General features: G+C 71.9%; 22 protein-coding genes. 5 read left to right on the top strand and 17 right to left on the bottom strand.

The window, feature by feature from the left end; all coding sequences use genetic code 11:
• Nucleotides 1-84: 84 nt before the first annotated feature.
• Complete coding sequence (locus ACERM0_RS15455) at nucleotides 85-855, top strand: lysophospholipid acyltransferase family protein (protein ID WP_373679509.1); 771 nt, start codon at nucleotides 85-87, stop codon at nucleotides 853-855.
• 15 nt (nucleotides 856-870) lie between these two features.
• Here ACERM0_RS15455 and ACERM0_RS15450 read toward each other — a convergent pair whose 3' ends face one another.
• On the bottom strand, nucleotides 871-2,415 hold the full coding sequence (locus ACERM0_RS15450) for an FAD-dependent oxidoreductase (RefSeq protein WP_373679508.1): 1,545 nt from the start codon (nucleotides 2,413-2,415) through the stop codon (nucleotides 871-873).
• Nucleotides 2,416-2,649: 234 nt separating this feature from the next.
• On the opposite strand from ACERM0_RS15450, the gene ACERM0_RS15445 reads away from it, so the two are divergent.
• The 3 genes from ACERM0_RS15445 to ACERM0_RS15435 all read left to right on the top strand — a co-directional run bounded on the left by ACERM0_RS15445 (nucleotide 2,650) and on the right by ACERM0_RS15435 (nucleotide 4,725).
• Nucleotides 2,650-3,177 carry a helix-turn-helix transcriptional regulator gene (locus ACERM0_RS15445; protein WP_373679507.1) on the top strand — a complete coding sequence of 176 codons (528 nt, stop codon included), beginning with the start codon at nucleotides 2,650-2,652 and terminating at the stop codon, nucleotides 3,175-3,177.
• Between the two features lie 74 nt (nucleotides 3,178-3,251).
• A complete protein-coding gene (locus ACERM0_RS15440; RefSeq protein WP_373679506.1) occupies nucleotides 3,252-3,827 on the top strand; it encodes a hypothetical protein in 576 nt (191 codons plus the stop codon).
• Nucleotides 3,828-4,038: 211 nt separating this feature from the next.
• A complete protein-coding gene (locus tag ACERM0_RS15435; RefSeq protein WP_373679505.1) occupies nucleotides 4,039-4,725 on the top strand; it encodes a hemerythrin domain-containing protein in 687 nt (228 codons plus the stop codon).
• On the opposite strand, the gene ACERM0_RS15430 is transcribed toward ACERM0_RS15435, so the two are convergent.
• The 16 genes from ACERM0_RS15430 to ACERM0_RS15355 form a co-directional block, all read right to left on the bottom strand.
• Nucleotides 4,652-5,434: a cytochrome c oxidase assembly protein gene (locus ACERM0_RS15430; RefSeq protein ID WP_373679504.1), complete on the bottom strand. Its 783-nt coding sequence runs from the start codon at nucleotides 5,432-5,434 to the stop codon at nucleotides 4,652-4,654. The two genes, ACERM0_RS15435 and ACERM0_RS15430, sit on opposite strands and share 74 nt — an antisense overlap.
• Before the next feature lie 5 nt (nucleotides 5,435-5,439).
• Nucleotides 5,440-5,814 carry a cytochrome c family protein gene (locus ACERM0_RS15425; protein WP_373679503.1) on the bottom strand — a complete coding sequence of 125 codons (375 nt, stop codon included), beginning with the start codon at nucleotides 5,812-5,814 and terminating at the stop codon, nucleotides 5,440-5,442.
• Entirely contained in the window at nucleotides 5,811-6,176 is a 366-nt protein-coding gene (locus ACERM0_RS15420) for a hypothetical protein (RefSeq protein WP_373679502.1), read from the bottom strand. The genes ACERM0_RS15425 and ACERM0_RS15420 overlap by 4 nt, the downstream gene beginning before the upstream one ends.
• A 2-nt stretch (nucleotides 6,177-6,178) precedes the next feature.
• The gene (locus ACERM0_RS15415; RefSeq protein ID WP_373679501.1) at nucleotides 6,179-6,781 is read right to left on the bottom strand and encodes a hypothetical protein; all 603 of its coding nucleotides are present in this window, start codon (nucleotides 6,779-6,781) and stop codon (nucleotides 6,179-6,181) included.
• Complete coding sequence (locus ACERM0_RS15410; protein ID WP_373679500.1) at nucleotides 6,778-8,751, bottom strand: cbb3-type cytochrome c oxidase subunit I; 1,974 nt, start codon at nucleotides 8,749-8,751, stop codon at nucleotides 6,778-6,780. The genes ACERM0_RS15415 and ACERM0_RS15410 overlap by 4 nt, the downstream gene beginning before the upstream one ends.
• Entirely contained in the window at nucleotides 8,748-9,782 is a 1,035-nt protein-coding gene (gene coxB, locus ACERM0_RS15405) for a cytochrome c oxidase subunit II (protein WP_373679499.1), read from the bottom strand. The genes ACERM0_RS15410 and coxB overlap by 4 nt, the downstream gene beginning before the upstream one ends.
• Complete coding sequence (locus tag ACERM0_RS15400; RefSeq protein ID WP_373679498.1) at nucleotides 9,779-10,132, bottom strand: plastocyanin/azurin family copper-binding protein; 354 nt, start codon at nucleotides 10,130-10,132, stop codon at nucleotides 9,779-9,781. The genes coxB and ACERM0_RS15400 overlap by 4 nt, the downstream gene beginning before the upstream one ends.
• Nucleotides 10,129-11,922 (bottom strand): GMC family oxidoreductase, encoded by a 1,794-nt coding sequence (locus ACERM0_RS15395; RefSeq protein ID WP_373679497.1) that lies wholly within the window; start codon nucleotides 11,920-11,922, stop codon nucleotides 10,129-10,131. Before ACERM0_RS15395 ends, ACERM0_RS15400 begins: the two co-directional genes overlap by 4 nt.
• 10 nt (nucleotides 11,923-11,932) lie before the next feature.
• Complete coding sequence (locus tag ACERM0_RS15390; RefSeq protein WP_373679496.1) at nucleotides 11,933-12,784, bottom strand: gluconate 2-dehydrogenase subunit 3 family protein; 852 nt, start codon at nucleotides 12,782-12,784, stop codon at nucleotides 11,933-11,935.
• A gap of 275 nt (nucleotides 12,785-13,059) precedes the next feature.
• The gene (locus tag ACERM0_RS15385; protein ID WP_373679495.1) at nucleotides 13,060-13,347 is read right to left on the bottom strand and encodes a hypothetical protein; all 288 of its coding nucleotides are present in this window, start codon (nucleotides 13,345-13,347) and stop codon (nucleotides 13,060-13,062) included.
• A gap of 13 nt (nucleotides 13,348-13,360) precedes the next feature.
• Complete coding sequence (locus ACERM0_RS15380) at nucleotides 13,361-14,437, bottom strand: ABC transporter ATP-binding protein (protein WP_373679494.1); 1,077 nt, start codon at nucleotides 14,435-14,437, stop codon at nucleotides 13,361-13,363.
• Nucleotides 14,434-15,495: an ABC transporter ATP-binding protein gene (locus ACERM0_RS15375; protein ID WP_373679493.1), complete on the bottom strand. Its 1,062-nt coding sequence runs from the start codon at nucleotides 15,493-15,495 to the stop codon at nucleotides 14,434-14,436. Before ACERM0_RS15375 ends, ACERM0_RS15380 begins: the two co-directional genes overlap by 4 nt.
• Entirely contained in the window at nucleotides 15,495-16,442 is a 948-nt protein-coding gene (locus tag ACERM0_RS15370; protein WP_373679492.1) for an ABC transporter permease, read from the bottom strand. The genes ACERM0_RS15375 and ACERM0_RS15370 overlap by 1 nt, the downstream gene beginning before the upstream one ends.
• Nucleotides 16,439-17,392, bottom strand: coding sequence for an ABC transporter permease (locus tag ACERM0_RS15365; protein WP_373679491.1), 954 nt, complete (start codon nucleotides 17,390-17,392; stop codon nucleotides 16,439-16,441). Before ACERM0_RS15365 ends, ACERM0_RS15370 begins: the two co-directional genes overlap by 4 nt.
• Before the next feature lie 57 nt (nucleotides 17,393-17,449).
• Entirely contained in the window at nucleotides 17,450-19,033 is a 1,584-nt protein-coding gene (locus tag ACERM0_RS15360; protein ID WP_373679490.1) for an ABC transporter substrate-binding protein, read from the bottom strand.
• Nucleotides 19,034-19,332: 299 nt separating this feature from the next.
• The gene (locus ACERM0_RS15355) at nucleotides 19,333-19,932 is read right to left on the bottom strand and encodes a TetR/AcrR family transcriptional regulator (protein ID WP_373679489.1); all 600 of its coding nucleotides are present in this window, start codon (nucleotides 19,930-19,932) and stop codon (nucleotides 19,333-19,335) included.
• 77 nt (nucleotides 19,933-20,009) lie between these two features.
• Here ACERM0_RS15355 and ACERM0_RS15350 point away from each other — a divergent pair, with 77 nt between their 5' ends.
• Entirely contained in the window at nucleotides 20,010-21,125 is a 1,116-nt protein-coding gene (locus ACERM0_RS15350) for an ABC transporter permease (RefSeq protein ID WP_373679488.1), read from the top strand.
• Nucleotides 21,126-21,133 lie beyond the last annotated feature (8 nt).

The raw sequence follows: 21,133 nt of genomic DNA, 5'->3' as shown, positions 1-21,133 counted from the left end.
GCGGCAGGATGCGCCCGGCGCGTCGCCGTACCGAACCCGTGCGCGGACGTACGACGACGCCGACGCCGACGCGTGAGGACGTTCGTGGACCCGTATGTCGTGGTGGCGTCCGGCTTCCGGGCGGGCTGGCGTGCGCTGCGCCTCGACGTGCGTTCGACCGCGCACGCGAACATCCCCCGCCGGGGGCCGGCGATCCTCGCCAGCAACCACGTCGGCTACCTCGACTTCTGCTTCGTCGCGCTCGCGCCGCCACCGCCACGCCGTCGCGTGCGGTTCCTGGCGCGGGACGACTTCTTCGAGGGGCGGGTCGTCGGGGGCGCGCTGCGGGCCATGCAGCAGATCCCGGTGGACGTCCACGGCGACCCCACGACGGCGTTCGCCGCCGCCGAGGCCGCGCTGGCGCGAGGCGAGGTCGTCGGCGTGCACCCCGAGGGCACCATCAGCCCGTCGTTCGTGCCACGCCGGGGACGGACCGGCACGGTGCGCCTGGCGTTGCGCACCGGCGCGCCGATCGTGCCGGTGGCGGTGTGGGGCAGCCAGCGGCTGCTCACCAAGTGGCAGCCCAAGCGGCTGCGGACGGGCGCGTGCGTCTCGGTCCGCTACGGCGAGCCGTGGCATCCGCCCGCGGACGTGCCACCGGCCGTGTCGACCGCCGAGTTGATGCGACGCATCGGTGACCTGCTGGCACGTGAGCAGGCCGCCTACCCGCAGCAGCCCCGCGACGCCGAAGACCGCTGGTGGTTGCCGGCGCACCTCGGCGGCACGGCGCCGACGCCCGAGGAGGCCGAACGCCGGTTGCGGGAGCAGGCGGCGGCCCGCCGTGCCGCCCGGCGCGACGGGACGGGGGCCGACTGACCGGTCGGCGAGCCGTCAGCCGCCCTGGCCGTCCAGGTCGATGCGCCGCAGCGGGCGGGTGGCGGGCGCTTCCAGCACCTCGCCGTCGGCCGTGAATCGCGAGCCGTGACAGCCGCAGTCCCACGTCTCCTCCTCGGCGTTCCAGCGCACCAGGCAGCCGAGGTGGGTGCAGGTCGCCGAGACGGCGTGGACCGGGCCGTCGCGGGTCCGGGCCACCGCGGTGGGGGTGCGGCCCCGGCGGACCAGGCGTCCCTCGCCGGGCTCCAGGGTGAGGTCGCCGGCCGGCAGGGCCCGGAGCCGGTCGCCGACGAAGAGTCCACCCACGCGCAGGTTGTAGCGCAGCATCTGGCGCCAGCCGGCCGGTGGTTCCACGCGGTTGGTGTCGAAGCAGCCCGCGAACGGGTCGGGTCCGCCCTGCAGGCGGGTCACGAGCGCCTCGGCGGCGGCGCTGCCGAAGGCCAGACCCCACTTCCCGAACCCGGTGGCCGTCCAGAGGCCGTCGCCAGGCAGGGCACCGACGTAGGGACGGCCGTCGGATGGCGACTGGTCCTCGGCCATCCACGCGTGGTCGACGCTGGTCACCGGGAAGTGTTCGCGTACCCAGCCCTCCAGTCGACCGGTCCGGCCGTCGAGTGCGCTGCTCGCCGCGGTCGGCTCGCTCATCCCGACGGCGATCAGGTGCTCGCCGGCACCGTCGGTGCGGCTGGAGCGGACCGACCAGGTCCGGGACTCCTGGAACAGGTACATCCCGCGCGGTGCCGGCCCGTCCAGGCGCGCGGAGACACCGACGGCCGACATCGACTTCGTGCGCCCGAACAACAGGCGGCCGTCGCGGAACGCCGGCAGTCGCGTCGCCAGCACGACGTGGTCGCTGCGCACCTCGGCCTGCTCGGTCAGGACCCGCCAGCGCCGCGCGCTCTGGTGCTGGCGCACCACGTCGACGACGCGAGCGTGCTCGTGGACCGCACCGCCCAGCGCGAGGACGCTCGCCGCCAGGCCGTGGCAGTAGCGCACGGCGTGCATCTGGCGCTGGTCCGGCACGGTCAGGCACGGTCGGCCGGCGAACGGGACCTCGTCCGGTGCCGGGCCGACCTCGACGGTCAGGCCGGCCTCGCGGGCGGCCGCGGCCTCCTCGTGCAGCGACGGCTCCTGCTGCTCCGTCAACGCCACGAGGTGGGCCGGCACCTCCTCGCGGTCGCAGGCGATGGCGTGGTCCGCGACCAGGCGGTCGAAGATCTCGATGCCACGCTGGTTCGCGCGTGCGTAGTGGCGGGCGGCGTCGGCGCCGACCTCGGATCGCAGCCGGGCGAGGCGGGTCTCGTTCTGCGCCGTCAGCTTGCCGGTCGTGCCACCGGTCGTCCCGTTGGCGAGGCCGCGAGCCTCCAGGACGACGACCCGGAGTCCGGCCTCGGCCGCGAGCGCCGCCGTGGTCAGGCCGACGATCCCGCCGCCGACGACGGTCACGTCGGCGTCGGCCAGCCCCTGCAGCGGTGCCAGCGAGGAGGCGTCGGTCGTGGCCCGCCAGTAGCTGTGGTCGTGTCCCCGCTGGTCGTCCCGCATGGGCGGCCCTTCGCGTCGCGCGCCGGTCCCGGCTCGCCGGCGTCTGGGCGTTCACCTCACACCGCGACGGGGGCGGTCGCCCGCGGGCGCCCCGGCCGCCCGACGGGAGGCCGTTCGTCCCGCGTCGGCGCCGCGCGTGTCACGAGACGTGACCAATTGGACACACGACCGGCTCACCCCACCCGGGTTCGTGCGTCAAGGTGACGGCGAGGTCGTCGACAGCGGAGATCACTGATGACTCGAGAACTGACCTGCTGTAACGACACCTACGTCCGCGGTGCCGACGGTGTGTGGCGCTACGGCTGGGGGGACCCGGTGCCCGGGGCCACCGACCTGACGCTCGCGGACGTCTTCGCCATCCACCTCGGGCCGACCGATTCCGTGCCGCTGCGCACGCTGACCGCCGACGAGGTCGCCTGGGTGAAGGGCGAGGCCACCGACCTGGACAACGTGCTGGTGCGTCCGGCACGCAACGGCCGCTCGCCCGGGGTCGGCGACCTCGTCGTCGGGATGATGGCGCCCGAGCTGCACGTGCTGACGATGCTGACCGTGGCCGACATCGGTCAGCTGGCCGGCGTGTCCAAGGCGACGATCGACAGCTACCGCTACCGCGGCTACCTGCCGGCGCCGCAGGCGACCCGCGGGCGCACCCCGCTGTGGGCGCGCCCGGTCATCCGCCACTGGCTGGACAACCGGCCGGGCTGCGGGTGGCGAACCGACCTGTACGGCTCCACGCTGGAACCGGCCCGGATGGGCAACTGACGCCCTCACCGGGTACCCGCCGACGACCCACCCAGCAGCCGACACCGCCGACGTGCCGAGGAGCAACGCGAACCATGGCCGACCAACATCTGGTACGGGCGCTCGTCGCCCGCGACGACGCGCCCCGGGTACGCCGTGAGCTGATGGACGAGCTCGACCTGCCCGCCGACCACATCACCCTGGGCGAGCCCGAAGTGGCCGACTACCGCGACGAGGCGCCCGACCTCGAAGTGACCCGGATGTTCAAGGTGGGCAGCCGCCGCGCCGTGCTGGGCGCCGTCGGTGGTGCGGTGCTGGCCGCGCTGCTGGTCGTGATCATCCCGCCGCTGCGCGAGTGGCTGCCGTTCAGCCTCATCCTCGTCTTCGGCGGTGCCTGGGGCGGCGCCATCGCCACCACGGCGCGCGGCATCCAGGTCGACAAGCGTGAGGACGACCTCGGTGAGGACATTCATCACGTCGGACCGGCCGATGCGGACCGGCTCCGGTTGCTGACGGTGACGGTGGACCGCGACCGCGAGAGCGTCGTCGAGTTGCTCCAGAACCAGGGCGCGACCCTCCTCGACTCGCACCACCCCAAGGTGGGACGGGGACCCGATTCCCGGCCCGCCAACCCCGGCCAGGCCCCGCACAGCGGCGATCAGCGCGACTGAGCCGCGTACCGCGCCCGGCCCGCGCCCGGCCCGCGCCGGGCGCGCTCCGCGCTCGGCGAGGGACGCGCGGCCGGTTGTCAGACGGCGCGACACGCCCACATGCTGGTCGCTCGACCAGGCGCGACGGGCCGGCCACCTCCTGCGGGACGCGCCGGCGAGGGGCATGCTCCTCCGCCGGTCGTGAGACTCGGCGGGAAACGGGGAGGAAACGATGAAAAGCGCTCAGGATCTGCTGCACGTCCTCGCACGTGACCACCGACGGTTCGACGAGCGTTGCCGGTCCTTCCTCGACGCCCCCACCCGCCGCGGCGAGCGGCTGCTTCGTGGCCTGGCGATCGACCTGTTGGCCCACGAGGCGATCGAGCAGCTGCTGCTGCACCCGATCGTGGCCGAGCGGCTCCCCAGCGGTCAGGAACTGGCCATCCACCGCCTCGAGGAGGAGGACCTGCTCGAACGGCTCCTGCTGTCGGCGCTGCGCCTGCCGCTGGCCTCGGAGGGTTTCCGGACCGCGTTCCAGCACGTCCACCGCAACCTGGTCGAGCACACCGATCGCGAGGAGCTGGAGGTCTTCCCGTACCTGCGTCACGTCGTCGACCGTCGCGACCTGCGCGAGCTCGGGCGCGTCTACACGACCCTGATGGTGCGCGTGCCGACGCGCCTGCACCTGCGGCTGGAACCGGACGACCTGGGCGGCCGCCGGCCGCTGCTGCGGATCCGGGACGCGGCGTGCGACGTGCTGCGCGAGCTCGGCCAGCGGGTGCCGGACGGCATCGAACCCGGACGCGACGAGCTGACCTCCCCGGTGCGGTGTCTCGTCATCGACGTCACCCAACCGGCGACGACCCTGTCCCCGCCGGCTCACGTGCCGAGCGAGCCAGCCACCGCACCACGAGCGTGACGGCCACGCCCACGTAGACCACCAGGGCGCCGACCTTCATCAGCGCACCGCCGACGCGCTGGCTCGTGAGGGCGCCGGGCTGCCCGGCGTACCAGGGGTAGAGCAGTTCGCTCGCACCGAGCAGGAACACGCCGAGCACGGCGCCGCCGACGGCGCTGACCGCGGCGGCGAGCACCGCGGCCAGCACGTAGCGGGACTCCTCGGCGGCCCGCCAGATGGCCGTCCAGAGCACGACGGCCGAACCCAGCAGGCTGAGGTGCTCGAGGCCGTGCAGGCGCGGATCGGCGAGCGCGGCTTCGAACAGCGGCGGCAGGTGCCAGGCCAGCATCACGCCCAGGCCCATGACCGCCGCGAGCACGACCCGCACGCCCGGATCGCCGGGAACACGCCAGCCGCGCAGCCCGCTCGGCGGCGGGGATGCCGGGTCGTGCGCGGCGCCGCCGGGCCGTCGCCGGGCGGCCAGCACGGCCCGCAGCGCGCCGCCGGACGCCAGCAGCGGCGCCGCGACCAGCGTCAGCAACTGGTGCTGGACCATGTGCCAGGCGAAGCTCGTGTCGGCGAGGCCCTCCAACGCCGGGGTCAGCGCGAGGACCACGATCGCCAGCCCCGTGAGGAAGGCCCAGCGCCGGGCGGGCGCCAGCCCGGCGCGCCGGGCGCCGCGGTGGTACAGCAGCGCGACGCCGACCGCGGGCAGCAGGACGGCGGGCACGGCACTCACCCCTGGTCGAACAGGAACGCGGTGATGGCCTCGGCGTCCTCGGGCGTGACCCCGAGGTTGGGCATGCCGGTGCCGGGGGCGTACTCCTGCGGGTTCTGGATGAAGGCGGACACCTGCTCGGGCGTGTTCGGGAGTTGACCGGCGACGATGCGCTGGTCGGGGAGGTCGCTGAGATCCGGTCCGACCCGCCCGCGCGCCTGCCGGATGCCGTCGACCTGATGGCAGGCACCGCAGCCGTAGCCGACGAACTGTTCGCGGCCGTGCTCGACGTCGGCGAAGGCCACCGGTTGTCCGCCGTCGTCGCAACCCTGCAGCAGCCCGACCACGCCCACGACGGCGAGGACGGGAAACAGCGGCCGGGGCGTTCTCACGGGATCGCCCCCTTCATGCACGAGTCGACGAAGAACACGGTGAGCCCCTCGAGCGCGGTCACCAGGACGAAGAAGCCGTTGAGCGTCAGCCCGAACAGCAGCGCGAAGCGGGCCTGCGTGCCCAGCGGTCGGCGCAGCCAGGCGACGTTCAGTGCCGTGACCGCGCCACCGCCGAGCAGGGCGACGGCACTGATGGCGTGCAGCAGCCAGTCACCCACCTCGCACGCGGCGGGCACCATCAGGTAGCTCAGGCCGAAGCGGACGGCCCACACGATGGTCGCGCCGAAAGCGACCAGCGTGATCGCCCACCACGGCGGCTGCCGCACGTCCTCGGCCGCGGGAGGTTGCTCGGTGACGGCCATGCTCACCCTCCCCACCACAACGTCACACCCGTCAGCACGAGCCAACTGACGCTCACGAAGACCGCGACGGTCGCCGTCCACAGGGTGATCGACGCGAGTTCGGCGTGGGCGCCCGGCACCGTCCAGCCGCGCACGGCGTGGACCGCAGCCACCAGCAGCGCCAGGCCGGTGGAACCGAGGAGCACCATGTCGATGCCGCCGAGGAACCAGCGGATCGACCAGTAGGCGTGCTCGGTCACGGGGTGGTCGGAGAAGATCGTCACCCCGCCGCGGATGACGGCGGCCGCGAGCACCAGCACGGCGGCGACCAACAGCAACGGCAGTCGCAGCGGCGTGGCGTCGCGGAAGCCACGCGCCGCGACGCCCGTGGCGGCCGCGGCCGCCACCGCCAGGCCGACGGCGAGCAGGCTCAGCCAGACCTCGGGTGGGTCGATCGCGCCGGGCGGCCAGGTACCGCTGACCGAGCGGAGATAGACGGCCGCGACGTTGGCGGCCGCGACCAGGTGCGCCAGCGCGATCAGCCCGATGACGGTGCCCCACCAGCCGATGGTGCGGCCCTCCTCGGCGCCGATCGCGCGGACGTTGCGGGCGGTGCGCAGGCTCATCGGCGGCCACCTCCGGTCGCGGCGGGGTCGCCGGGAGCGTCGTCGTCCGCGGCCGGACGGGCGTCCACGAGGCTGTCGGGCAACAGCCAGCCGACCAGCGTGACGAAGATGCCGACCAGACCGACGATCGCGACGACGTAGAGGTCGAACAGCACGCCCACGAGGCCGACGAGGATGGCCAGCGTCAGCCACAGCGGCCACAGCGAGTGGCCGGGCAGCACGACGATCGCCTGCGGTCGCGCGTCGGCGACGGTGGTGAGGACGGCCTCGCGCTGGCCCTCCGGTGGGGACGCCAGCTCCTGGTACCAGGCCGTCGTCTCGTGGGGATGTGGCCGCGAACCGGCGTCCCAGCGCGGTTCCTGGTCGGTCACGACCGGCAGGTGCGCGAAGTTCTCGTTCGGCGGCGGCGACGGCAACGACCATTCCAGCGACGACGCCTGCCACGGGTCGTCCCCGCAGGGTTCGCCCCGGCGCCACGCGACGGCGAAGGCCACCACGCTGATCAGCACGCCCAGGCCGAGGAGGCCGGAGCCGGCCGACGAGATGACGTTCCAGATCGTCCAGCCCAGGCCCGCCTCGTAGGTCCACAGGCGCCGGGTCATGCCGAGGAACCCGAGGATGTGCTGGGGCATGAAGGTGACGTTGAAGCCGATGAACATCAGCCAGAACGCCCACAGGCCGGCGGCGCGGTTGGGTTGGCGGCCGGTCAGCTTCGGGAACCAGTAGTACAGGCCGGCGAAGATCGGGAACACCGAGCCGCCGAACAGCACGTAGTGGAAGTGGGCCACCACGAAGTAGGTGTCGTGGATCTGCCAGTTGAAGGCCACGACCGCGACCATGACGCCCGTGATGCCGCCCAGGATGAACACCACCAGGAAGGCGACGGCGAACAGCATCGGCACGGTCCAGCGCACGTGCCCGGTCCAGACCGCGCCGACGTAGGCGAAGATGATTACGGCGGTCGGGATCGTGATCATGAAGCTGGCGGCACCGAAGAACTGCAGCGCCTGGGTCGGGATGCCGGTCGCGTACATGTGGTGCACCCACAGCGCGAAGCTGACGATCCCGATCGCGATGAACGACCCGACGACCAGCCAGCGAAGCGGCAGGCGCCGGCGGGTCATGGCGGGGATGACGGCCGCGAGGATGCCGAGGCCCGGCAGCAGCTGGATGTAGACCTCGGGGTGGCCGAACCACCAGAACAGGTGCTGCCACAGCAGCGGGTCGCCACCGCGGGCGGCGTCGAAGAAGGCGGTGCCCAGCTTGCGCTCGACCTCCAGCAGCAGGCTGGCGGCGACCAGCGGCGGGAAGGCCGCGAGGATCATCCCGGAGGTGACGAGGTTCGCCCACGCGAAGATCGGCATCCGCGCCAGCGTCATGCCGGGTGCGCGTGAGCGGAAGATCAGCACGATGATCTCGATCGACGCCACGATCGCGGAGATCTCCACGAACGTGACCCCGAGGAGCCAGAAGTCGAGGTTCAACCCCGGCGAGTACTCGGCCGTCGTGAGCGGCACGTAGGCGTACCAGCCCCCGTCGGGCACCGCCCCGAAGAAGATGCTCGTGAGCAGCAGCCCGGCACCGCCGACGTAGGCCCAGTAGCCGAACGCGTTGATCCGCGGCAGCGGCATGTCGCGCGCACCCAGCTGCAGCGGCAGGAAGTAGATCGCCAGGCCCTCGAACATCGGCACGACGAACATGAACATCATGAGCGTGCCGTGCATGGTGAACAGCTGGTTGAAGACCTCGGGCGTCGTGACGTTGGCCTCCGGCACCGCCAGCTGCATCCGCATCACCAGCGCCAGCGCGCCGGCCAGCAGGAACATGAACAGCGACGTGACGATGAACCGCAGGCCGACGGTCTTGTGGTTGCACTGCCCGAGCCAGCCGCGCAGCCCCGGCTTGCGGTCCCACGTGCGGTCGAGGACGGCGTAGTCGGCCTCGTGCAGGACGGTGGTCTCCGCGCTCATTCGAGCGACTCGAGGTAGTCGAGCAGCGCGTCGAGTTCCTCACCCGCGATCTGGGTGCCGGGCATCAGGTTGCCCGGCTTCTGGGCCTGCGGGTCCACGATCCAGCCGGCGAGGTTGCCGCGGTTGTTGGGCAGGATGCCGCCGGCGATGGTCTCTCGGGAGGCGAGATGCGTCAGGTCGGGGCCGATCTGGTTGGGAGGTCCATGGCCGTCGACCGTGTGGCAGTAGACGCACGAGGAGCCGAAGAAGACCTGCCGGCCCTCCTCCAGGCGCTCGGTGGGCGGCTGTGGCTGCGGCTGCTGCTGGTGCTCGACCCAGGCGTCGAACTCGGCCCGCTCCTGGGCCACGACATGGATGATCATCTGCGCGTGCGCCAGCCCGCAGAACTCCGTACAGCGGCCCCGATAGCGGCCCGGTTCGTCGGCCTCGAGGACCAGCTCCGTGGTGTGGCCGGGGGTGGCGTCGATCTTGCCGGCCAGCTTGGGCACCCAGAAGCTGTGGATGACGTCCTGGCTGGTCAGGCGCACGCGGACCTGTTCGCCGGCGGGGATGTGGATCTCGTTGGCGGTGATCACGTCACGGCCGGGGTACTCCACGCGCCACCAGAACAGCTCGGCGGTCACGTTGACGACGACGTCCTCCTCGGCGAAGCCCTCGACGCCCTCGGCCGAGGCGCCCCGGTCGCCGACGGCCATGCCCATCGGCACGGAGATGACGTTGAGCACCAGCAGGACCAGGGCCGGGCCGACGATGCCGCCGAAGATCATCAGCCGGCGGTTGACCGGCGAGGTGTCCTCGTCGCGCGCCGCCAGGGCGGGGTCGTCGGCCGGCCGCCGGCGACCGCGGCGGAAGGCCAGCACGACGAGCACCATCACGACGACGTACACCGCCGTGCCCATCCCGAACATGATCCACCACAGCAGGGCGGTGTTGCGGGCGGACGGCCCGAAGGGGTCCAGCATCGCCTCGGGACCGGCGCAGCCGGCGAGCAACGTCACCAGCAGGGCCGCCGCCGCGGCACGCCGGGTCACGGGGTCACCTCGACGATGCCGACCATCTCCGAGCGGCCGTGGAACTCGCAGTGGTAGACGTAGGTCCCCGCCGCCTGGAACGTGTGCGTGAACGTGCCGGTCCCGATGATCTCCCCCGAGTCGAAGTCGCCGGTCGGCTGCCGGTCCCGGTCGATGGCCGTCACCGTGTGCGGTCGCTGACCGTCGTTGCGCCAGGTCACGCTGCCCCCGGCGGGGATCTCCACCGTCGTCGGTTCGAAACGCAACTCGCCCGTCATGAGCACCTGCGCGTCGGTGGCCCCGGTTCCGCTGCAGCCGACGGTGCCCGCGAGCAGTCCGCCGCACACCAGCACCACCGACCACCCCCTCACGACAGCAGCTCACCCGGAGCGCGGAAGTAGTTCTGCTCACGCATCGCTTCGAGCGTGTGGTACATCAGCGCGTTCACGGTGGCCGTGGGGTTCGCGCCGGGGTTCTGCGGGAACAGCGCCGCCCCGGTCACCACGACGTTGGGTGCGTCCCACACCTGCCCGTAGCGGTTGGTGACCGAGTTGGACGGATCGGTGCCCATGATGGCGCCGCCCTGGATGTGCGTGGACTGGTAGTCGACGACGTTGTAGGGCTCGATCTCCGGGTTGTCGACGCGGGCGGTCGGCTGCATCCGGTCCATGATCTCCATGGCGCGCTCGGCGATGAACGCGTACATGCGCCGCTCGTTGTCGGTCCAGTCGAACGTGATCCGCAGCAACGGACGCCCCAAGAAGTCCGTGTAGGTCGGATCGAGGTCGAAGCGGTTGAACTCGTAGGCCGGGCTCTCGGCCTGCATCGTGATCGGGATGTACGAGTCCCAGTGACGGATGCGGTCCTTGAAGGCCTGGCCCCATTCGCGTGGCTCGCCGTCCGCGGTCTCCGCGCCCTCGCCCTGTGCCGTGGGGATGCCCTCGACCGTGCCGATCGGCAGCCGTTCACCCGCGTCGGCGAACAACTGGCCGCCGCCGATGAACCCCAGGCCGCTGTGGTCGAACACGTCGCCGGCGAAGTCGTAGATCGCGTGCGAAGTGGACGTGTTGCCCATGTAGGTGTTGAAGCGTTCGCCGTCGAAGCGGCCGATGGTGGGCTGCTGCCAGATCTGGTGGGTCGCGTTGCGCCCGAGCTGCCCCCGCGCGTTGCCGATGCCGTCGGGGTGGGCGTCGCTGGTCGAGAGCATCAGCAGGCGCACGTTGGACATCGTGTAGCCGCTGACCAGCACGGTGCGGGCGGGCTGGAAGTGCTCGCGCCCGTCGGGGCCGAGGTACTCGATGCCCGTCGCCAGCCCCGTGTCGTCGACGGGGATCCGGGTCACGTAGCAGCGGGTACGGATCTCGTAGCGGCCGGTGTCCAGCGCCATCGGGATGTGGGCCGTCAGCGCGGAGGACTTCGCGTCCACGTGGCAGCCGTAGCGGGTGCAGAACCCGCAGTACACGCAGCCCGCCCGCGGTTCGCCCGACATGTCGGTGTAGCCCTCGGACAGGATCGACGAGGGCTGCACGAACGGGGTGTAGCCGAGTGCCTCGGCGGCCTCGGCGAACCGCAGCCCGGCCCGGGTCGGCGCCAGTGGCGGCAACGGATACGGCCGGCTGCGGGGCCCCTCGTAGGGGTTTCCGCCCTCGAGGATCTCGCCGTTGAGGTTGCCGGTCTGACCCGACATACCCGTGTCCACCTCGAACTGGGTGAAGTGGGGTTCGAGCTCGTCGTAGCCGACCGGCCAGTCCTGGTTGCTGTGCCCGTCCGGCAGCAGGTCGCGGCCGTAGCGCTCCGTGTGGTGGGACAGGTAGTCGAAGTCGGTCGGCAGGAACCGCCACATCACGGCGGACCAGTGCACGCCGGCGCCGCCGACGTTGGAGCCGGGGTGGAAGGCGCCGTACTGACGCATCGGCAGCGACGGCATCCGGTCGTTGGGCCGCCAGGTCCACGTCTCGCGCTCGATCTCGTGCATCAGCTCGTGGCGGGCCGTGAACCGCAGTTCGTCGTGGTTGTGGGCGAAGTCGGGCCACGTCCACTGGGCACGACCCTTCTCGATCGACACGACCGTCAGGCCCTGCGCGGTCAGTTGCTGGGCCGCGATGCCGGCCGTCCAGCCGGCACCGACGGTGACCACGTCGACCTCGGGATGCTCGATCACGCCGCCCCCATCAGTCGATCGGTCCGTTCGGGTGACGCCGGCGCACCGACCCCAGCGCGGTCGTGTCACCGCGATGGGCGCCGTGCAGCATCGGCAGCATGGCCAGCGACTGCGGTGGCCGGCTGAAGTCCGGGTCCACCATCTCCTCGGGGCTGTAGGCACGCTGCGCCCCGGGGAAGCCGATCAGGCGCCAGCCGATCATGTCGCGGTTGCCGCCGTACATGGGATCGGCGAGGAAGCCTTCGACGACGTGCTTGTGCACCAGCTCGAAGAAGGTGCCGGCCGGGATCGGGTCGAAGATCTCGCCGACGTCGTCGTCCTCGTCGTCCTCGATGGCCTCGATGAGGGCGTCCTGCTCGTCCTCGCTCAGCTCGACGAAGCTCGCCCCGCCGTGCCGGGCGGCAACGAGCTCCTGGAAGCGGGCGAGCCCCATGCGGTACAGCTCACGCGGTGTCTGCCCGGCCTGCCAGCCGTAGCGGTCGAGTTCGTCCGCCGGCACCCAGACGATGCCCGGCTCGGCCGGCGGCTCCTCGTCGCCTTCGTAGCCGCGGGCGAAGGGCCCCATGGTGTAGGTGCGTTGCGGGTAGCCCTCGTGCGTGGCCAGCAGCCGGTCGATGTAGTCGACGACCCCGGCCTGTACCGCACCGGGGTCGTCCTCGTCGCCGGGAATCAGCCGGGCCGCCATCGCCTCCAGCAGCTCGTACTGGTCGGGGTTGAGGAAGCGGGTCGCGGCGCCGGTCGCCTCGGGCACCTGCACACCGGGTTGCGGGACCGCCGAGGGACCTTCCTGGGGTCCGGGCACCGTCGCGCGGTCGGTCGTGCAGCCCGGCACGACGGCCGCCGTCGCGAGCGTCCCGGTCACGGCGAGGAACGACCGGCGGCTCAGGCGCGCCGGCGTCGCCGTCGGCGTTGCCGCACCGTCGACCGGCGCCGTCGAGGCGTCGCCTCGCGGCGCCTCCGCGGGCTCGCTTCGCGGCCCGGTTCCCCGCTCCTGCTGTCCCGATGGAGGCATGCGGCCCCTCCCAACGTCCGGGACCCTAGGAGCGGGGCGGCTGAAGTCTCCCTGAACCGAAGGTCGGGCGGACGGCGACCGCGGCCCACCCGACTGGACAAGGTTTCACGACTTCTCGGCGTGGTTCACCGCTCCTCGTCGGAGAGTCGCGGACGGTCCGCGTAGTCCTCGCTGATCTTGTCGCCGAGGTCGACGTCCATGCCCTGCGACTCCGGCAGGTCCTCGCTTGCCGGTCGTGGCAGCGCCGCGTCGTCCTCGCTGAGGTACGGGTCCGCCTCCGTCGCCTCCGCCTCGGCGATCTCGTCGAGTTCCTCGACCGGGATGAGGTCCTCGCGCGGCGGCTGATCGTCGGTGAGGCGGTCGGTCTCGAAGGAGTCCCCGCCGGGGGTGCGGTCCGCGTCCTGCTCGCTCATGGTGCGCCCTTCGTCAGTTCGACAGGGCGCCATCCAATCCGGCGTCGCGCGCGTTCGCGTCGGGGTGCTCCGACCGCTCGACCGGTTGGCCGACCTCGCCGTGCAGCAGGCAGGCGGCCCGGTGGCCGGGGGCGTCGTGCGCCCCGCGCGTCACGTCGATCAGGTCCGGATCGACGCGGCCACAGGCCTCGAACACCTCCGGGCACCGGGTGCGGAACCGGCATCCCGACGGCGGGTCCATCGGGCTCGGCACGTCGCCGGCCAGTGCCACCCGGCGGCGTTCGCGCTCGAGCACCGGGTCGGGCACCGGGACCGCCGACAACAGCGCGCGGGTGTAGGGGTGCTGGGGGTCGGTGATCACCTGCCGGCGGTCACCGATCTCCACCACCCGCCCGAGGTACATCACCGCGATCCGGTCGGAGACGTGCTGGACGGCCGCGAGGTCGTGGGCGATGAACAGGTAGGTGAGCCGGAGCTCCTGCTGCAGTTCGGCGAGCAGGTTGAGCACCTGCGCCTGGATGGACACGTCCAGGGCGGCGATCGGCTCGTCGCACACCAGGAAGTCGGGTTCGACCGCCAGCGCCCGTGCGATCCCGACCCGCTGTCGCTGACCACCGGAGAACTCGTGGGGATAACGGCCAGCCGTGTCGGGGTGCAGGCCCACGCGCTCGAGCAGTTCACCGATCCGGTCGCGGCGGGCCGGCTTGCCCTGGTGCAGGCCGTGGATGTCAAGCGCCTCACCGATCGCGTCACCGATCGACCGGCGCGGGTCGAGCGAGGCGTAGGGGTCCTGGAAGATCATCGCCGCCCGCCGGCGGAAGCGGCGCAGCTGCTTGCGGTTCAGGCTGGACAGGTCCGTGCCGTCGAAGCGGACCGTGCCGCTGGTGGGTTCGAGCAGCCGCAGCACCGCCAGGCCGGTCGTGGACTTGCCGCAGCCGGACTCACCCACCAGCCCCAACGTCCGGCCGCGCGGGATGTCGAAGCTGATGCCGTCGACGGCGCGGACCGCGGACCGCTCGCCGCCCCGGCGGCGGTGCCCCACCGGGAAGTGCACGTGGAGGTCGTCGACCTCGAGCAGCGCGTCGTTCATCCCTGCTCCTCCACCCCGGCCGGCTCGGCGGCGCCGACGGTCGCGGCCTCGCGCCGGTCGGCCTCGGCCACCTCGTAGAAGCTGCGGATGCGGTGCCCGGGTGCGACCTCGCGCAACGGCGGGCGCTCGACCGCACAGCGCTCGTCGTGCCGGTACGTGCACCGCGGATGGAAGGCGCAGCCCGGCGGCAGGTCGATCGGTGCCGGCGGCAGGCCGGGGATGGCGGCCAGGTCCTCGCGCTCGAACGCGCCCAGCACGGGCAGCGACTTCAGCAGCCCGACCGTGTAGGGGTGCCGCGGGTCGGCGAACAGCTCGTCGACCGGCGCCTCTTCGACGATCTCGCCGGCGTACATGACCAGCACCCGGTCCGCGATCGACGCGACCACGCCGAGGTCGTGGGTGATCCAGATCACCGCCATCCCCAGCTCCTCCTGGAGCCGGTCGACGAGTTCGGTGATCTGGGCCTGGGTGGTGACGTCGAGGGCGGTGGTGGCCTCGTCGGCGATCAGCACCTCGGGATCGCACGAGAGCCCGATGGCGATCACCACGCGCTGGCGCATGCCGCCGCTGAACTGGTGCGGGTAGTCGTCCAGGCGCTTCTCCGCGGCCGGGATGCCGACCAACCGCAGCAGGTCCACGGCACGCTCGCGGCCTTCCTGCTCGGACACGCCGAGGTGGTGGCGCATGCCCTCGACGAGCTGGCGTCCGATCGGGTGCACCGGGTTCAGCGAGGTCATCGGGTCCTGGAACACGAAGCCGACCCGGCGGCCGCGGACGGCCAGCAACTCGCGTTCGGACAGCGACAGCAGGTCCGTGTCGCCGAGGTGCGCCGTCCCCGACACGCGCCCGGGCGGCATCGGGATCAACTTGGTGAGCGCCAGGGTCGACACCGACTTGCCGGAACCGGACTCGCCGACCAGCGCCAGCGTCTCGCCGCGGTGCAGGTCGTAGTCCAGACCACGCACGACCTGGGCCAGGCCGCGCTTGGTCGCGAACGACACCTCGAGGTCGCGTACGGACAGCACCACCTCTTGCCGGCTGTCGCCCGTCCGTGTCATCACTCCACCCCCCGGGACTCGATCACGGAGCGCTGCTTGGGGTCCAGGGCGTCGCGGAGGCCGTCACCGAGGAGGTTGAAGGCCATCACGGTGAGGAAGATCGCGGCGCCGGGGAACACCGACAGCCACCACCCCTGGGTCTGGTAGCGCTGCGCGTCGGAGAGCATCAGGCCCCAGGCCGGGTCGGGTGGCTGCACGCCGACCCCCACGAAGCTGAGCGCCGCCTCGGTGAGGATCGCGAACGCGAGGCTCAGCGAAGCCTGGACGATGATCGGGGCGGCGACGTTGGGCAGCACGTGCCGGCCGATGATCCGCCAGTCGCTGGCGCCCAGCGACCGCACGGCGCGGACGTGCAGTTCCTCGCGGACGCTCAGCACGCTGCCGCGCACCACCCGGGCGAAGATCGGGGTGAACACGATCCCGACGGCGATCATCGTGTTGCGTAGCGAGGGACCGAGCACGGCGACCAGCGCGATCGCCAGCAGGATGACCGGGAAGGCGAACAACACGTCCATGGTGCGCATCCACACCGTGTCGACCCACCCGCCGCGGTAGCCGGCGATCAGCCCGATCAGGGTGCCGGCCACCAACGAGATCCCGACCGAGACCGCACCGACCTGCAGCGAGATGCGCGAGCCCATCACGACCCGGCTGTAGAGGTCGCGGCCGAGCTCGTCGGTCCCGAACCAGTACTCACCCGAGGGTGGAGAGAAGCGTTCGGCGAGGTTCTGGGCGTTGATGGGGTAGCGGGCGAGCTGGTCGGCGAAGATCGCGGTCAGCAGCAGCAACGCGAGCAGCACCAGCCCGAAGACCGCCAGGCGGTTGGCCAGCAGCACCGACAGCGTCTCGCGCCAGCGCGGTACCGGCTTCGCGCTGGGGCGCTCGAGCGTGCCGGGCCCCTCACCCGGTTGCTCCTGGCGGTCGGCGCCCGTGTCGATCTGGCTCATGTCGACGCTCCCACCCGGATGCGCGGATCGAGCCGCGCGTACAGCAGGTCGACCAGGAGGTTGATGACCAGGAAGACCGCCGCGATCAGCAGCACGGCCCCCTGCAGTACCGGGTAGTCGCGGGTCTCGACCGCGTCCAGGGCGAGCCGGCCGATCCCCGGCCAGGAGAAGACGATCTCCACGATCACGATGCCGCCGAGCAGGGTCCCGAGCTGCAGGCCCGTCACGGTCACGATCGGGATCCAGGCGTTGCGCAGCACGTGGTGGCGCAGCACGTAGCGCCACGGCAGGCCCTTGGCCCGCGCCAGGCGGACGTGCTCGGCGTTGAGGGCCTCCAGCATCGAGGAGCGCACGAAGCGGGTCAGGATCGCGCCGGTGACCACACCGGCCGTGACGGCCGGCAGGACCAGGTAGCGCAGCGCCGCGCCCGGGTCCTCGGTCAGGGGCCGGTAGCCCCCCGGCGGCAGCCAGCCCAACACCCGGGCGAAGATCAGGATCAGCAGGATCCCGTACCAGAAGTCCGGGATCGACACGCCGATCTGCGAGAACGTGTTGGCGGCGTAGTCGGCGGCCTTGCCCTGGCGCACGGCGGAGACGATGCCGGCCGGCAGGGCGACCAGCAGCCCGATCAGCATCGCGCCCACGGCCAGCAGGGCGGTCGCCGGGATGCGCTGCGCCAGCATGGTCGTGACCGGCTGCCCGGTGCGGAAGCTGACCCCGAGGTCGCCGACGAGTGCCCGCCCGATCCAGTCCACGTACTGCACGACCAACGGCTGGTCGAGGCCTGAGCGCTCGACCAGCGCCTCGTACAACTCCGGGGTGAACCGCGTGCCCAGCGCCGCCCGGACCGGGTCGCCGGGGACGAGGTGCATCAGGGCGAAGACCACGATCGACACGCCGAACAACGCCAGCGCGGCCTGTCCGACCCGCAGGGCGAGGTAGCGGCCCAATCCGGCTCCTTGTCGGATGGCGGCCGGACGCGGCGACGCGCGTCCGGGCCGACGCGGTCAGTTCTCGATACGGGTGTCCACGAAACGGGTCGCCGAGTCGGCCCGGGTCTCGTAGCCGCTCACGGCCGGCGACCAGGCCTCGACGATGTCGGGGTTGTAGAAGTAGATGTACGACGCCTGGTCGACGATGCGCTCGGCCGCCTGGTCGTACAGCTCCTTGCGAGCGTCGTCGTCGACCTCGACCCGTGCGTCGTCGAGCAGCTGGTCCACCTCGGGGTCCGCGAAGCCCTGGAAGTTGTTCACGCCCTCGGAATGGTGCTGGGCGTAGTAGAAGTCGTCCGGGTCGATGTTGCCGAGCCAACCGAGCATGAAGGCGTCGAAGTCGCCCTCGCCCTGATCGGCCAGCCAGGTCGTGAAGTCCTCGGTACGGATTCGGACGTCGATGCCCACCTCGCCGAGCTGGCTCGCGATCACCTGCGCGCCGGTCACCGTCTCCGGGAACTCGTTGGTGACCATGAGGTCGATCGACAACCCGTCGACGCCGGCCTCGTCGAGCAGTTGCTGTGCCTGCTCCGGGTCGTGCCCGAAGGGCGCGTACTCGTGGTACCAGAAGCTGCCCTCGGGGATCGCGGTCTCGTTGGGCGTGGCGGCGTCGAAGTTGGTGGCCTCGGCGATGGCGGCCGGGTCGAGCGCGAACGCGATGGCGCGCCGCACCTCGACCTCGTCGAAGGGCTCGCGTTCGTTGTTGAGCGCCATGTACCAGTAGTCGTTGCCGGGGGTGCGACCGATCACGAGGTCGTCACGGCCCTCGAGGTCGACGACCTGCTCCGGCGGGACCGAGTCGATCCAGTCGACCTCGCCGGTCTCCAGGTTGGTGAGCTTCACGCCCTCGTCCGGGATGATCCGGAACTCGATGCCGTCGAGGTACGGGCCCTCGCCCCAGTAGTCGCCGTAGGCCTCGAGTTGGATGACGTCGGCGCTGGCCGAGGTCAGCTGGAACGGCCCCGTTCCAACCACCTCGTCACCCAGCGTGCCGCCCTCGATCGCCTCGGACGGCACGATCGCCATGCCCTTGAAGGGCCCGAGCTGCTCGAGCAGGTTGGGCGCCGGACGGTTGAGGTTCATCGTGACCGTGTAGTCGTCGGTCGCCTCGAACGCGTCGACGGCCTCCAGCCGCCAGCCGTTGGCACCCTCGTCACGGATGTACTCCATCGAAGCCACGACGTCGTCCGCCGTCAGCTCGGAGCCGTCGTGGAACGTCACGCCCTCACGCAGGGTGAATACCCAGGTCAGCAGGTCGTCGGAGGTCTCCCACGACTCGGCGAGCGCGGGCTCCATCTGCAGGTCCTCGCCGGGCTGCACCAGCGTGTCGTACACGTTCTCCAGCACGGTGAACGCGAACGACGAGGTCGTCGTCAGCGGGTTGAGCTGGTCGGGTTCCCCGCCGATGGCCGCGACGAGCGTCCCACCTTCCGGGCCGGCGGCCTCGCCCTCGCCCTCGACGCCGGGATCCCCGGTGTCGGGCTCCGCGCCCGGGTCGTCGAGGTCCACGCCCCCGCCGCCGTCCCCACAGGCGGTGAGCAAGAGCGCGAACGCAGCGGACAGGGCCAGAACACGAGTGCGCACGAGCATCCCTGACATCGGCGTCGAGGAGACCCTAGGAAGCGGGACCGTCGAACGGACCACGGCCGTTCGGGCTGCGGAGGCGACCGGCCGGCCCGGCCGCGAGCATGTGGACAAACCTGTGGGGATGTGGACGAGGAACACGCCTGGACTTCCACACCTGTGGTCACACCTGTGGAAGTCGTACGTGTGTTCGGCCACGCGGGCATCCGCCGCCTCCCCCCTGGCAGCCGGTCGCGAGCCCCGATGGTCACGATCCGACGCCCGGCTGGGCAGGGGCGCCTGTCCCGTGCACGGGGACCGTGGCCCTCGACCACTCAGCCCGGCGTGCCGATGACCCCGTGCAGCACCAGCCGGGTCACCTGCTGTGCCGTGCGGTCCGGATCGAGTTCCCCGGAGGCAATGGCCAGGCGGTAGCCCTCCAGGGTCGCGAAGACGAAGCGCGCGAGCTCCTCGGGTTGGCCCCCCGCCAGCTCACCGCTCTGAACCCCGTCGCGCAGGACGTCCGCCAGCATCTGCCCCATCGGCGCGAGCTGACGGAGGAGCCGTTCGCGCTCGTCCTCGTCGAGGCTCGCCATGACGTCGTGCCCGGCGCCGGGTTCCGCGGCCCAGCTGTGGAAGGTCACGTGCACGAAGCGGGCGAGCTTGCGCTCCACACCTTCTTCGGCGTCCAGCGCGGCCTGCAGGTCGGCGGCCGTGCGCTCCAGGACCCGGGCGGTGTGCGTCAGCAGCAGGTCGTGCTTGTCGCGTACGTGGTTGTAGACGGCGCTGCGGGCGAGGCCGGCCCGTTCGGCCACCGCGGCCATGGTGGTCGCCTCGAATCCGCGCTCGCGCACGAGCTGGGCGAAGGCGTCCACCAGCCGGTCGAGCACCAACGCCCGGTGCTCGCCGAGTGTCTCTCCCCAGATGGACGGCATGCCGCGCAGCCTAGCGCGCCGCGAGCTTTCACGACACGGTGTTGACAACACGACAGAGTGTCGTGATACTGCCCCGTATGAGACTCGCCCTGAGAGAGATCCGCCGGTCCAAGCTGCGGTTCGTCCTGCTGGCCGGCGCCGTCGGGCTGCTGGTGTTCCTGCTGCTGTTCTTCCAGTCCGTCGCTGGTTCGTTGCTGGCCGGGTTCACGGGTGGGCTCGAACAGGCCGACGCCGACGTCGTCGTCTACGACGCGACCGCGCGGGCCAACCCCGTGGTGTCGGTGCTGCCCATGACCACGGTCGACGAGGTGTCCCGGGTGTCGGGCGTCGCCGAGGCCGCCGCCGTCGCACAGACCTTCGTGGTCGCGGCGTCCGGCGGGGTCGAGGAGGAGGCGATCCTCGTCGGCATCACGCCGGGGGCGCCCGGCTCCCCCTCGGCGATCGCCGAGGGGCGGCTGCCGACGGCGCCCGGCGAAGCCCTGGCCTCCAGCGGCGGGTTCGGCGAGGACTTCCCCGTCGGCGCCACCGTGCAGGTCGGCGACGACCTCGACGTCGAGGTGGTCGGCATCGCCGCGGACGCGAGCTACAACGTCGCCACCACCCTGTACGTGCCCTTCGACACCTACGAGCAGGCGCTGGCCGACCGGCTCGGGCCGGGCGGTGCGGCGCCGGCCTCGTTCGTGGCCGTCCGCGCCGCCGACGGGGTGGCTGTCGAGGTCCTGGCCCAGGACATCGCCGACCGGGTGCCGGACGTCCAGGCGCTGACCCGCGCGGAAGCGGTCGACGCGCTGCCGGGCGTGGACCTCATCAGCCGCTCGTTCGGCATCCTCTACGTGCTGCTCTACGTCGTCGTCACGATCGTCACGGGCGTGTTCTTCCTGATCCTGACGGTCCAGAAGCGGGACGCGCTGGTGCTGCTCCGGGCGGTCGGGGCCGAGCGCGCCGACGTGGTTCGCCTCGTGCTCGCACAGGTGCTCACGGTCGTCGGGCTCGGAGTCCTGCTGGGGACCGGCCTGGCCGTCGGGCTGCTGCGTGCGACGCAGGACCTGTTCGGTTCGGAGCTGGCGGTCTCGACCATCGCCGCGTCGGCGGCCGCGGTCCTGGTCCTGGGCGTGATCGCGGCCAGCGGCGCCATCCGGCGTGTCCTGCAGATCGAACCGGTCGAGGCCACCCAGGCCGCCGGGCTCGGCTGAGGGAGACG

The organism is Egicoccus sp. AB-alg2 (assembly GCF_041821065.1).
Taxonomy (GTDB): domain Bacteria; phylum Actinomycetota; class Nitriliruptoria; order Nitriliruptorales; family Nitriliruptoraceae; genus Egicoccus.
Note: the sequence above shows the minus strand (reverse complement) of the source record. Positions and strands in the feature narration are given on the sequence as shown.

What these genes read in the sequence shown, in the direction of transcription:
- ACERM0_RS15445 (WP_373679507.1), top strand. Translation starts at nt 2,650, where the DNA reads ATGACTCGAGAACTGACCTGCTGTAACGACACCTACGTCCGCGGTGCC.
- ACERM0_RS15450 (WP_373679508.1), bottom strand. Translation starts at nt 2,415, where the DNA reads ATGCGGGACGACCAGCGGGGACACGACCACAGCTACTGGCGGGCCACG.
- ACERM0_RS15435 (WP_373679505.1), top strand. Translation starts at nt 4,039, where the DNA reads ATGAAAAGCGCTCAGGATCTGCTGCACGTCCTCGCACGTGACCACCGA.
- ACERM0_RS15375 (WP_373679493.1), bottom strand. Translation starts at nt 15,495, where the DNA reads ATGACACGGACGGGCGACAGCCGGCAAGAGGTGGTGCTGTCCGTACGC.
- ACERM0_RS15355 (WP_373679489.1), bottom strand. Translation starts at nt 19,932, where the DNA reads ATGCCGTCCATCTGGGGAGAGACACTCGGCGAGCACCGGGCGTTGGTG.
- ACERM0_RS15350 (WP_373679488.1), top strand. Translation starts at nt 20,010, where the DNA reads ATGAGACTCGCCCTGAGAGAGATCCGCCGGTCCAAGCTGCGGTTCGTC.
- ACERM0_RS15420 (WP_373679502.1), bottom strand. Translation starts at nt 6,176, where the DNA reads ATGGCCGTCACCGAGCAACCTCCCGCGGCCGAGGACGTGCGGCAGCCG.
- ACERM0_RS15370 (WP_373679492.1), bottom strand. Translation starts at nt 16,442, where the DNA reads ATGAGCCAGATCGACACGGGCGCCGACCGCCAGGAGCAACCGGGTGAG.
- ACERM0_RS15415 (WP_373679501.1), bottom strand. Translation starts at nt 6,781, where the DNA reads ATGAGCCTGCGCACCGCCCGCAACGTCCGCGCGATCGGCGCCGAGGAG.
- ACERM0_RS15410 (WP_373679500.1), bottom strand. Translation starts at nt 8,751, where the DNA reads ATGAGCGCGGAGACCACCGTCCTGCACGAGGCCGACTACGCCGTCCTC.
- ACERM0_RS15385 (WP_373679495.1), bottom strand. Translation starts at nt 13,347, where the DNA reads ATGAGCGAGCAGGACGCGGACCGCACCCCCGGCGGGGACTCCTTCGAG.
- ACERM0_RS15360 (WP_373679490.1), bottom strand. Translation starts at nt 19,033, where the DNA reads ATGTCAGGGATGCTCGTGCGCACTCGTGTTCTGGCCCTGTCCGCTGCG.
- ACERM0_RS15380 (WP_373679494.1), bottom strand. Translation starts at nt 14,437, where the DNA reads ATGAACGACGCGCTGCTCGAGGTCGACGACCTCCACGTGCACTTCCCG.
- ACERM0_RS15440 (WP_373679506.1), top strand. Translation starts at nt 3,252, where the DNA reads ATGGCCGACCAACATCTGGTACGGGCGCTCGTCGCCCGCGACGACGCG.